At 54.8% G+C, this 12,116-nt stretch carries 9 protein-coding genes; all 9 read right to left on the minus strand.

Features of this window, described 5'->3' with window-relative positions; genetic code table 11:
* Positions 1–153: 153 nt before the first annotated feature.
* Positions 154–1,494, minus strand: coding sequence for a lipopolysaccharide biosynthesis protein (locus tag AC6I8V_RS13275; protein WP_497842709.1), 1,341 nt, complete (start codon positions 1,492–1,494; stop codon positions 154–156).
* On the minus strand, positions 1,491–2,714 hold the full coding sequence (locus AC6I8V_RS13280) for a glycosyltransferase (protein ID WP_497842710.1): 1,224 nt from the start codon (positions 2,712–2,714) through the stop codon (positions 1,491–1,493). Before AC6I8V_RS13280 ends, AC6I8V_RS13275 begins: the two co-directional genes overlap by 4 nt.
* 4 nt (positions 2,715–2,718) lie before the next feature.
* The gene (gene wcaK, locus AC6I8V_RS13285) at positions 2,719–3,981 is read right to left on the minus strand and encodes a colanic acid biosynthesis pyruvyl transferase WcaK (RefSeq protein ID WP_497842711.1); all 1,263 of its coding nucleotides are present in this window, start codon (positions 3,979–3,981) and stop codon (positions 2,719–2,721) included.
* 166 nt (positions 3,982–4,147) lie between these two features.
* The gene (locus AC6I8V_RS13290) at positions 4,148–6,358 is read right to left on the minus strand and encodes a phage tailspike protein (RefSeq protein ID WP_497842712.1); all 2,211 of its coding nucleotides are present in this window, start codon (positions 6,356–6,358) and stop codon (positions 4,148–4,150) included.
* Positions 6,359–6,423: 65 nt separating this feature from the next.
* Positions 6,424–7,458, minus strand: a complete 1,035-nt coding sequence (locus AC6I8V_RS13295; RefSeq protein WP_497842713.1) for a glycosyltransferase — start codon at positions 7,456–7,458, stop codon at positions 6,424–6,426.
* Between the two features lie 49 nt (positions 7,459–7,507).
* Complete coding sequence (locus tag AC6I8V_RS13300) at positions 7,508–8,260, minus strand: glycosyltransferase family 2 protein (protein WP_497842714.1); 753 nt, start codon at positions 8,258–8,260, stop codon at positions 7,508–7,510.
* Positions 8,261–8,343: 83 nt separating this feature from the next.
* Positions 8,344–9,261: a glycosyltransferase family 2 protein gene (locus AC6I8V_RS13305; protein ID WP_497842715.1), complete on the minus strand. Its 918-nt coding sequence runs from the start codon at positions 9,259–9,261 to the stop codon at positions 8,344–8,346.
* 218 nt (positions 9,262–9,479) lie between these two features.
* Entirely contained in the window at positions 9,480–11,663 is a 2,184-nt protein-coding gene (gene wzc / locus AC6I8V_RS13310; RefSeq protein WP_497842716.1) for a tyrosine-protein kinase Wzc, read from the minus strand.
* A 12-nt stretch (positions 11,664–11,675) separates the two neighbouring features.
* Complete coding sequence (locus tag AC6I8V_RS13315) at positions 11,676–12,110, minus strand: arsenate reductase/protein-tyrosine-phosphatase family protein (protein WP_497842717.1); 435 nt, start codon at positions 12,108–12,110, stop codon at positions 11,676–11,678.
* Positions 12,111–12,116 lie beyond the last annotated feature (6 nt).

A 12,116-nucleotide genomic window follows, 5' to 3' on the forward strand; every position in this document is an offset into this window, starting at 1 on the left:
ACGCCAGTTGACGGGAAAATCACAGCGTTAACCTACTGTAAAACAGCGGAAGGGATTGAGGTAAGTGAGATCTGACAAGACCACGCATTTTCAGACTATTTTGCGTAAGCAGCGACGCGATAAATCGCGCCGCTATGTGAAAGACCGTGATAATCAGAGCCAGCCTTCAAACCATTCCGGCATCACGAATAGATTGAAATGATTGACCAGCAGCATCAGGCCGACAAACACCACCGACACCGATACCCACTGACGGGCATACGGCATAAAGCGAATGCCAATCACCGGTTTGATAAAGAATGGATGGGCAAATGCCGAGATCAGCACCTGCGAAATGGACAGCGTCAGCGCCACATAGATCACGTTCGGCCAGATATAGGTGGTTGCCAGCACCACCACCACCACCAGGCTGGCGACGATATTCCAGTAGAACTCGACGTTGGTACGCCCGTTCGCCTGCGAAATCGCCCCGGTCAGGCCGCCCATCGGACGCAACATGCCAAACAGCAGCATCAGCGGGATCAGATGGTAAACCTGCTCATGCGCTGCGCCATACAGCACGCGCACAATCACCGGCGACAAAATACCAATCGCCAGATACATCACGCTGCTGAACAACATGATGACGAAGGTGCCGCGCAGGAACAGTTTCTTCAGCTGCTCCGGATCGTGCTGCTTCTCGGCAAAGCGTGGCAGCGCCAGACGGTTAATCACCGGTGAGACCAGTTTCAGCGGTTGCAGAATCAGTTCTTTCGCCAGCGAGTAGATCCCCAGCATATCCGCACCCATCACTTTACCGACAATCAGCGCATCGGCCTGGGTACGCAGCTGATTGATGGTCTGCGATCCCAGCTGATAGATGCCATAGCGCACCGCAGCAACAAAGGTGGGACCATCAAACTCCCAGGTCGGACGCCATGATTTCTCGCCAAAGTAGATCATGCAGAGAATGCGGGTGAAGGCGTTGATAAACAGACCGAGGATCGCCGCCGCAACCGTCAGCGAGGTGAAATAGAGCATCGCCACGGTACACAGGAAGGCAAACAGCTTGGTCGCCATCTCAATCTTCGCCAGCGTCACCATGCGTTTCGATTTCACATAGTGGGCCTGATACTGAGAAAGATGCCCCAGCACGAGGAAGTTCAGGCTGGTCAGCATGATCAGCGCGGTCAGTTCCGGCAGATGATAGAACCAGGCTACCGGCCAGGCGATCATCAGCATGATCAACCCGGTACAGAAGCTGAGCGAGACGTTCACCCAGTAGATGGTGCTCTGCTGGCGGCGCGAAATATCCTGACGATGCACGATATAGCTGCTCATGCCCATATCCTGCAACACCGTCGCCACCGCCAGAATGGCGTTGATAATCGCCAGTAAACCCAACTCATGCGCTTCCAGCTTACGCGCCAGCACGCTGAGCTGTAATACCTGCAACACTGCGGCAAAGCAGGTGCTGCCAAACAGCCAGATGGCCTGTGACTTTAATCCGCTCACACCATGCGCTCCAGAATTTTTGCCAGCTCGCCATAGGCGATGTGCTGATTGAACTCGGTTTCCACTTTGTGACGCGCGGCGGCGACCACCGGCGCAACGTCCACATCCCCGCGTGACAGACGCAACAAGGTTTGCGCCAGCTCCTCGGGATCGTTCTCAGAAACCAGCCAGCCGCTGACGTTGTTCTGAATCAGCTCAGGAATGCCGCTGTGGAACGTCGAGACCACGGGCAGCCCCACCGCCATCGCTTCCATCAGCGCCACCGGAATGCCCTCCATATCGCCATCCGCGGCGGTTTTTGAAGGCAGCAGGAAGATGTCCGCTTCGCTCAGCGCCTGGCGAATCTCTTCCTGAGGTTTAAAGCCCGGCATACTGACGTACTCTTCCAGACCGGCGCGTACAATGTGTTCGCGCATCATGCCGTCCTGTTCACCGTTACCGATAATGGTGAACTGGAACTGGCCGCCCTGGTTGCGCAGGATCTCACTGGCTTTGACCGCCACATCTAACCCTTTTTTCTCGGTAAGGCGCGCCACCGAGACGATGCGCAGCGGGGAATGGAAGGCCTGACGCGGTCGGAAATGAAACTTCTCCGGCTCAATACCCATACGCGTGACATGCACCTTTTCCGGCGGGCAGCCCATCTCAATCAGCTTGCTCTCCCACAAGTGGCTGATGGGCAGCATCAGCTCGCTCTGCCGGAACAGGTTGATGTAGTCAAGTTTGTGCTCTTCCAGAATATGGCGACGCGAAATATCGGCCCCGTGGAACACCGTGGCCTGCTTGCCTTTCAGCACGCCCAGTTCGCGCAGTTTATTCGCCAGCGCACCGGCATAGCCAAAGTGCACCAGAAACACATCTGCGCTGAAGGTTTGCTTCGCATTGGCGACAATCGCCGGCAGCAGCAGTTTGCTGGCCTGTGCGCCATAGCGGCGCACGTTGAGGGATTTCAGCAGTGAAGGTTTGGCGATTTTCGGCAGCATCAACCCGATACGCTGGGTGAGCTTGTCGAGGTTCGATACCTTCTCTTCCGGCAGCAGATAGTGCGTTTTTGCTGCCAGATTGTAGTCATCAAACGCGGCATGACGGTTAATCATGTCGCCCGGAAACACAGAGATAACCTCCACGTCGTAGCCGGCATCGATGAAATGCGTTACCTGATTGAGGACAAACGTCTCAGAGGCAACCGGAAAACGCATGGTGAAAAAGGTCAGCTTCATCACTTCACCCTAAGACGTTGAGAATTTCTTCAGTGATTCGGTTGCCAATCTCACGCTCCTGCGCCACCGCCGCGTCAACTTTCTGTTTCACGTTGTCGTAGTCGGCCAGCACCGTCTGCACTTTGTCGATGAGCGAGCCATCCATCAGGCTTTTCACATCGGTCGCCATCTGCGGCAGGCCAAGCTGGTTCATTACGCCCAGTGACTTGTGCTCGTAGTTGATGGCGACGGCAGGCGTGCCGAAATTCATCGAGATAATGGCGGAATGCAGGCGGGTGCCAATCGTCAGATGGCAGTGGCTTAACAGAATGCCGAGTTCGAGGTCGTTAAACTCGTCCATGATCACATGGTAATGCTCGGGGTGATCCACGCGATCGCGCAGCTGAAGCGCCACCATCCGGTCATCTTTGGCGTAGCTGTCGATACCGGTACAGGTCGAGAAGGCCACCACCTGATAGCCGTCAGCGATCATCGCATTGATCACCCGGCCAAACGCCGCCTCGTACTCTTGCTGGGTGACACCGAGACGTTTGTCGAACGGGGCCAGCTCACGCACGGTGATCGCGATGGTTTTGCGGGCGCTGATGATGTTTTTCCAGTGCAGCAGGTTGTGGCTCGGATTTTCCACCTCGCGCGCCTTCACCAGAAACGCGGTGTCCACGCCCTTCTTCACTTTGCTGGTGGTCACGCCATCCTGCTTGAGACGGTCATGGCTGACCTCTTCACGCAGCACCAGGCTATCAACGCGGTCAAACACGAAGTTTGCCAGCGCATTGACGCGTGGATTTTCAAACGGTCCCACCGAATGCCCAATCATATGCAGCGGTTTTTTCGCCATCAGCGCGCACAGCGCGTGATCAAACTGAGTCACGCCGTAGAGATCGACGAAGAACGAGCCGCCGACCTGAATAATCGCATCATAGGGTGCCAGGCTTTTGGTGAACTCGGCCAGATGCGGCGGGACCGAGAACGATTTGTACAAGCCGCCTTTGCCCAGATGCGCCATCATGATATCCGGCATCAGACGGTTGGCGACTTTACGCTTTACGCTGCCCACCAGCCCTTTTGCCGATTTGCTGTTATGCAGAAACAGGGAATCCTGCTGAATATCCTGTTGGAGTAAGTACCCAGAGCTGGTTGGATAACGACTGATAACGTCGATATCCAGATCACCACGTACGGACTTCAGTGAATCGATCAGTCCACGTAAAATCGCGCCATCCCCACGATTTCCACAGGTATGGTTACCCACCAATAAAATTTTCATAACAACTCCAGATAAATTTTTGTAATTCTACAAGCCGCCATTTTCCCGAACTGGCAAAGTGAACTCTGTGTAAAAAGAACTGCAATAGAGGCGAAACGCCTGGAAAAGACCCGCTCCCTTTATCCCGGCCGCTCTCCTGATCGCGGCCGGTCTGCTGATTAATGCGTTACGATTTCACGGCAAAATACGGCAGCGCACAGGCCTCCCCGTTGATCACCACCGAGACATAACCTTTGGGTTCACGCGTATCGACCTGCTCCGGTTTCAACATGCGCGACGCCATCAGCAGGTCTCCCTGCTCGTTACCGCCAATCCCGGCTTTGCCGTTGTGCAGGCTAAAGCGCTGCGGTGCCTGTTGGCTGCCGCTGGCCGGACTGCCCTGCGTCATGGTGGCATCAACGCGGGCGCAGCGACCGGCGAGGAAGCGATCTTTGGCGGTGCTTTTGATCAGCACGGCCGTGGTCGGCGTCCAGCCCGCCAGCTTGACGAACACTTTGGTGTCGGTGTCGGTACGCGGCTCAATGCGCACATCCACCACCGGCGCGCTTCCCTCCGCCGACCAGCTGGCTTCCGCTTTGTTCTTCTTACGTTGCAGATGGATTACCGCCCGCCCGCCGGTGCCTTTGCCGTCAATCAGGTTCATCAGCGGCTGATCGTCCGTGCCGTTGCTGAACTGCGACTGACCAAACACCTCGATCTCCCAGCTATCGCCAACGGCAGGTGAGAAGAAGTTGCCCAGCTCAAACCAGGTTTCCTGGTTGGTGTTGTTGGTCAGGCGGAAACGCGAGGTGATGTAGTTGTATTTCAGGCTGCCATCAATGGCGACGCCGTAGGACTCGACCCGCGTCGAACCCATTTCCCAGATATTCAGCCAGCGCTCGCCTTCCAGCGAGTTGTCGATCCAGCTACCGGCCTGCAAATTGGTCTGGCGCATATTCAGACGCGAGTTGTGGGCAATCAGCGGGTTTTTACAATCTTCCAGGCTCAGCGCATCGATAATCCACTGGCCGTTAGAGATATCACCCGGATGTTCGGTGTGCTCGATCCAGCCGTTATGAATAATCGACTGGCTGCAACGCGGCAGATTCAGCACCATGCCGCCTTTACAGTGCTGCGCATTGAAGTTGGAGAGTTCAATCGCGGTGCTGTGGTCCCAGCTTCCCGCCTTCTGACCGGACCAGCTGGCTTTGATCACATCGCCGGTACAGGCGTTGGCGTACCACTGGTCGATTTTGCAATCCAGCGTATCCAGCAGGCTTAGCGAAACGCCGCCCACCTGGTTAAAGCGCAGACAGGCGCCGCGGAAGAACTGGCCGCCTGGGCAGGTGTTGCGGAACAAGCCCTGCTTATTGGGACTTTTATCGGTGTTACCGTTAAAAATCAGGTTGGAGATTTCGGTCCAGCGCGCATTCACCTGGAACAGGAATTCGGAACGCCCATCCGATACCAGCGTGGTCGCCGGGAAATAGCCAAAGTTGACCATCGCGCCGGAGATGCGGAAAAAGCGCTGCTGCTCGTCACCAAAATCACACCCGGAGACAAAGAAAGTGCCCGCCGGGAACTGCACGCAGATCGGCTGGTTGGCCTGTTGCGACCAGTGATACATCGCTTTAATCGCCGGTGCGGCATCGGTTTTGCCGTCGGCGATGGCGCCGAAATCGAACAGCGACAGGCGGTTAAAGTCCTCCACCACGCGACGCCAGTAGAAGCCGTTGCCGCTGAAGATCACGCCGTTATCATCGTTACCGTTACCAAACGCGCCGACGAATTCGCCCCCCCCCACTTCCAGCCCTTCGTGCCAGCTTTTCAGCTTGATTTTGGCACCAGCAAACAGCGGGCGGGTTTTACGCAACTCCTCCACCGAGGGAATCTCGCCAATCAGCTGATAACCGTTCGGCTGCGCCAGACGCTGGCTAAAGTTGCTTTGATTCGGACGGCTGACATCATCAATGGAAAACAGGGTGTTGCCGCTGTTATCTTCCACCGTCATTGAATGTGATGGATCGGCGATTAACGCCGCATTATCGTGAATAAACTGCGCAAAGTTGCCCTTATTCAGCGCAATCGGCTGGCTGATTTGTGACAACTTGCCGCTGGCGTCGCGCAGATAAACCGGGATCTGGTTGCCCGTTTTGCTGGCATCGCTACCGGCTTTACCAATCCACAATTTGCCCTCGAAGTTCTGCCAGAACTGCGGCGGCATGGTGTACACATTTTCCGGGGTGAGAATCGGCACATCCCCTTTCGGCACGCTGGACGGGTCTACCGCTTTCAGCGTGGGCTGGCCACTTTTTGCTGCGTAGCTGGAAAACGCACTCACCGAGAGCGCGGCAACAATGGAGGAGGCTGCGGTCTGCAAGACTTCTCTTCTTTTCATGCATCAAATCCCGTGGTCATTGGGGCCGCTAAGCGGCCATAAGTGTGTCCCCGGAGGCTTTAAGGCTATACAAGCGCCAGCCAGCTTTGTTTGATCTCGTTGCCGTCAAACTTCAGCGCGGTTTCTTTGGTTTTTTCGCTCATGGCGTAGAACAGGCCATCGTCGCTGGCGAGCTGATCCATGCGTGCCAGGAAAGTACCTTTGTCATTCATCGGCACCAGGAAGCCATCCTCACCGTGGTTGATGATCTCCTGCGGCCCGGTCGGGCAGTCATACGCCACCACCGGCAGCGACCAGGATTTGGCTTCCAGCAGCACCAGCGGCAGCCCTTCATAGCGCGAAGTCATCAGCGCCATGTCGCTTTCGCGGTAGTAATCATTGATATTGCTGACTTTGCCGACAAAATTAACGCTGTCGGTGATGCCTAGGGCCGCAGCCTGATCGTGCAGCTGCTGGCGCAGTTCGCCGTCACCGGCAATCACCAGTTTCCACTCCGGGTGGGTTTTGCTGAAGTCGGCCCAGATATCCAGCAGCAGATCGAAGCCTTTCTGGTTATCGAGTCGTCCCACCGCCAGCGCCTGACGGCTCCGCGCGTTGCGCTGGAACGCTTTGTACACCACCGGGTTGGGGATCTGCTGGCTGCGAATATGCCAGCGGCTGAATACCTGATGATCTTTGTCGGTCAGCACAATCACCTGGTCATAGAAGCGCAGCAGCAGCCACTTCAGCAGTTTGATCGGCTTGCTGAACGAGTTAATGGCGATATGTTCGCAGGCATAGGCTTTGAAGCGCTTCTTCTTCAGGGACATCATGTTCCAGAAGGCAAACATCACGCTCAGGCGGCCCATGCTGATCAGAAACACGCTGTCGAAACCTTCCTGCTGGATGCGAGCCACCGCGCTTTTAATCGGGTTGCTGTGGCCGGCGAAGCTGACGATCTGTTTTACATGGGCGAAGGGATAGAAGGTTTTACCGCTGCCTTCCAGCGAGTAAATGGTGACGTCATGCTGCTCGCCGAGGCACTCCGACATAAAGTTGCAGATGTTTTCCGTACCCGCGTACGAATAGGCATCTTTAATCACCAGTACGATTTTTTTCATGAAACGCTTTCCACCTCAAAATGGGTCAAAACATCCATTACGCCGGATATCAACGATGTTTCAGGGTGAAAAGCACACCGTTCACCATATACCAGCCGTAATAGTAATAGATTTTTAACGGATTGTTTTTATAGATAATTCTTAATAATTCGAGGTGCCATTTTGCCGCTTTGTTTTTGTTACGAGACAGCGAATCGCCCAGTTCGTAATAGTTAACCAGCGTCTTCTGAATTACCCTGGCTTGCTTGTAGCGGAGGAACAGCTCGTAGAGGAACAGGAAATCTTCATGGCCTTTACGCTGGAAGAAGATGCCCTGAGGAGGACGGCGAAAACAGACGGAGGAGAAGCAGACGCGATACTGCTTCTTCACGAAGTTTTCCTGTTGCAGATAGGGTTTGTTGTAGTTGATATCGTGGTCAGCGCTTTTGGTTTTGTAGTGGTAATGGGTGATAACGAAATCGTCGCCCGCCGCGATGGCAGCGGCCTGCTCCGCCAGTTTCTCCGGCAGCCACTCATCATCGCTGTCGAGAAAGGCGATGATCTCTTCCCGTGCAGCGCGCAGACCGACGTTACGCGTTTCCGCCGCACCCAGATTCATGTCGTTATCCAGAATGGTGATGCGCGCGTCCTGGCAGTGCTCACGCACGAATTGTAGGGAGTCGTCGGTCGATTTGTCGTTGATCAGGTAGATATGCCAGTCGGTGTAGGTCTGATTGATCACCGACTGCACGGCGCGCAGCACTGTCTGACGCGCGTTATACATCGGCATCACAATACCGATGGTGCCAATAGGATTTTTCATCTGAATACCCAGGATAGGAGATGACAGGAACCAAAAAATTGCCCCCGATACGGGAGCAAGTGAAGTCGAAATAAAAGGTGAAATCAGGACACGGCCCGGCTGCCTGAGAAGCGGGACTTCACCTTATCCAGCAGGCGACTCATAAAGTACGCCTGGTTATCCTTGTTGGTGAGGAAGAAGTAGCGCGCGAAACTGACGCTGGCCAGCAGCGAGTTTCCATCCATTTTGTAGCGTAGCGGCAGCTTGAACGCTTTGTAGGTATGGATATCGCGCGCGGTCAGATAAGGTTTCATGGTGTCGAGCCAGAAGAAGGAGTATTTCACTGACTCCCCTTTGTGTTTCGAGCCGAATTTGGTCACCAGATGGTAGGTAGCCAGCGGCTTATCAATCATGACAAATTGATAGCCCATGCGATCGGCGCGGATGCAGAAGTCATAATCCTGATGGCGGATATAGCGTGCGTCGAACTGAATCTGTTCGGCATCGGCACGCTTCAGCACGATGGTGCTGGTCTGAATAAAGCCATAACAGCCAAACAGATACTCCGCCACGGTTTCGTTTTTGCCCGGCGGCTGCATCGGCATCACTTTCAGGAAGCTGCCGTCCTGATGGATATTGACCTGGCTGAAGATGACATAACGGGATTTGCCCTGTGCCTCAAGGCTGGCGATGGTGCGGGTGACTTCCAGCAATTTGTCCGGATGCCACTCATCATCGGCATCGAGGAAACTGATGAAATCGCCGCTGGCGAGTTCAATACCCTTGTTGCGCGCGCCGGCACCGTTGAGTTTCACCTCAGACAGTTCCAGTTTGATGTCCAGATCCTGATAGCGATCGCTGCGCACCACCTGCGCGAGATCGGCCGCATCGGCCGATTTGTCATCAACGATAATGACTTCAAAATTGCGATAACTTTGCGCATTGACGCAATCCAGCGTCGTTACAATCGACTTCGACGCGTTATAGGCGGGAATTACAATTGAGAAGCGGATGTCCTGCATTGCCAGCACCTCTTAAACAGCTGTTCCAGATTCAACGGTATAACGAACAGGCTCCTGACAGGAATCGGCTTTCGTCTGAAAAATCATGCCGTTAGCTCCATTATTCAGTGAGTCAATGTTAACCATGATGGTCCTAAGTGTGTGCTGTGTGTCTGTGTCGGTCTGTGCAAAAAGCACGATAAAAAGGGGGCGGATAAACCGCCCCTGAAATGTGTGACTTAGCTTTTGGACTTGGTCTCTTTGCCGTATTCGTAGTTGTAGTAGTCGTAGCCATAACCATAGGCATTTGACGCTTTACGTACCACGGCGTTGAGGATGACGCCTTTAATCTCGATACCGTTCTGCGCGAAGCGTCGGTAGCTGACATCCAGCTCTTTGGTGGTGTTGGTTTCGAAACGCGCCACCATCAGCGAGGTGCCTGCCAGCTTACCGATAATGGAGGCATCGGTGACGGCCAGAATCGGCGGGGTATCAATCAGTACCAGGTCATAGTTTTTGCTTGCCCAATCCAGCAGCTCGCTCATGCGACGATGCATCAGCAGCTCAGACGGGTTCGGCGGCACCTGACCACGCGGCATAAAATCAAAGCCATACACGCCTTTCTGAATCATCGCCGGGGAGAATTCGCTCTTACCGGACAATACGTTAGACAGGCCAACTTTGTTTTCCGCACCCAGCAGTTCATGGGTATAGCCACGACGCATATCACCATCGATGAACAGCACGCGCTGACCCGCTTTCGATACCAGCGTTGCCAGGTTGGCACAGATAAAGGTTTTACCAATACCCGGACTGGCGCCGGTGATCATCAGGATGTTGTTCTTCGCTTCCATCATCGCGAAGTGCAGGCTGGTACGCAGGCTACGAATCGCTTCGATGGAGAGGTCAGTCGGGTTACCCAGCGCCAGCAGCGTATTGTGCGGGTCGCTTTTCTCTTTGTGACCACGACGCGCCAGCGCTTCGGTGTCCTTTTTACGCTGCCAGTCAGACAGCGGCACGCTGGCATAGACGTTCATGCCCAGTTCTTCCAGCTGCTCCGGGTTTTCGATGCCGTGGTGGAACACCGCTTTCAGCAGCACCAGACCCACGGACAACATCAGACCCAGAATCAGGCTGGCGGCGATGATCAGCAGTTTCTTCGGTGCCACTGGCGAGGTTGCGGTCTCGGCCTGGTCGATGATACGGACATCGCCCACGGTACTGGCTTTACTGATACCCAGCTCCTGCTGACGATTCAGCAGCTGCATGTAGATCTCCTGCCCTGCCTGCACATCACGCGTCAGACGCAGAATCTCCTGCTGGGTTTGCGGCATCTGCGCAATTTTCTTGTTCAGATTCGCCTGCTCATCTTCCAGCGTTTTACGTTTTTCCAGCAGCGCACGGTAGGTCGGGTGATCTTTGGTGTAAAGCTGCGACACTTCAGCTTCGCGGAAGGTCAGCTCGTTCAGCTGGCTCTGCACGCTGACGGCGGAATCCAGCGCGGATTTCGCTTCCAGTGACATATCTACTGACTCGTTCTCGCGACGGAAGGTGTTCAGCTTGTCTTCCGCTTCGTCGAGACCGGTACGCACTTGCGGCAGCTGATTGCGCAGGAACTCAAGGCTTTTCTCAGCCTGCTCCGACTTGCGCTCCACGTTCTGCAACAGATAGTTATTCACGATCTGATTCAGCACGCGGCTGGCCTGCTCCTGATCTTCGTCCTGGTATTCCAGACCCAGTACGCCGGTGTCTTTACCTTTGTCCGCTACGGTCAGGTTGCCAAGTACCGATTTGATCGCTTGCAGGTCAGTCAGTTTGGTGACGCTGAAGCTGGTGCCCTGATCCGCTTCAATGCCACTTACCAGCATTGAGACGTCGCCATGCTGCTCCAGCTGACCGACGCGGCCTTTAAACAGTTCGTCACCATCTTTGCTGACGGTGTAGGTCTGCGGGCCGGTCACTTCCAGCTCAACGGTGCGCTTGTCAATCGAACTCGGAATTTCCAGGCGCGAGATGGCGATTTGTGCCGGTTTGGTTCCCATCAGACGCGACAGGCCTTTACCGATAATCGGGAAATAGTTCTGCTGCACCACGGTATCGAGGCTGAGGTCGTTGACCGTTTTGCCGATGACCATGCGCGATTCAAGGATCTGAATCTCGGTGTCAGAGGCCGGCGTTGACGGCAGCATTTCCTGCAAGTCATTCAGTACCGAGTTGGTATTCTTCTGCTCGACCTGAACCATCGCATCCGCGCTAAAGATCGGCGTGGCAAACAGTGTGTAGAGGGTTGCCACCAACATGAAGAAGGCGGTGACGGCAACAATGATCCAGCGATGATCAATAAGTTGTCCCACAAGATGCGCCAGATCCCATCCATTCGAATCCTCTTTTGGCGCTGTCATAACCTTGTTTTTTATATTCATGGATAATCCCAACTATCGGCTTAGTACGTTGACCCATTTCTGGGTAGCGTTTTCCAGTAACCCGTAAACCTCTTCAAAGGCCTCACGGCTTTTTTTGTACGGATCCGCTATTTCCTGTTGGTTGAGCCAGTGCCCAAGCAGCATGGTTTTCCCGCGAGCGGCTGGATCGATGCGATTCACCTGCTCAACGTGGCGCTTCTCCATCACCAGAATCAGGTCGTAGTTACGGCACATGTCAGCCGTTAACTGCTGAGCATGATGGCCGTCCAGCGACAGGCCGTGGTTGGCGGCCACATCGCTGGCGGTCTGATCTGCCGGAGAGCCACGCAGAGCGCCCAGCCCTGCGGAAGCAACCCGGGTTTGAGGCAGAGCGCGTTTGAACAGACGCTCCCCGGTTGGGGAGCGGCAAATGTTGCCGACGCAGACGACTAACACGGACGTAATCATGGAGAA

Source organism: Pantoea sp. X-Soil-TKNS-1207, assembly GCF_059730485.1.

Coding starts and splice junctions, on each gene's coding strand:
- AC6I8V_RS13280 (WP_497842710.1), bottom strand. CDS start 2,714: ATGAAGCTGACCTTTTTCACCATGCGTTTTCCGGTTGCCTCTGAGACG.
- wcaK (WP_497842711.1), bottom strand. CDS start 3,981: ATGAAAATTTTATTGGTGGGTAACCATACCTGTGGAAATCGTGGGGAT.
- AC6I8V_RS13290 (WP_497842712.1), bottom strand. CDS start 6,358: ATGAAAAGAAGAGAAGTCTTGCAGACCGCAGCCTCCTCCATTGTTGCC.
- AC6I8V_RS13295 (WP_497842713.1), bottom strand. CDS start 7,458: ATGAAAAAAATCGTACTGGTGATTAAAGATGCCTATTCGTACGCGGGT.
- AC6I8V_RS13300 (WP_497842714.1), bottom strand. CDS start 8,260: ATGAAAAATCCTATTGGCACCATCGGTATTGTGATGCCGATGTATAAC.
- AC6I8V_RS13305 (WP_497842715.1), bottom strand. CDS start 9,261: ATGCAGGACATCCGCTTCTCAATTGTAATTCCCGCCTATAACGCGTCG.
- wzc (WP_497842716.1), bottom strand. CDS start 11,663: ATGAATATAAAAAACAAGGTTATGACAGCGCCAAAAGAGGATTCGAAT.
- AC6I8V_RS13315 (WP_497842717.1), bottom strand. CDS start 12,110: ATGATTACGTCCGTGTTAGTCGTCTGCGTCGGCAACATTTGCCGCTCC.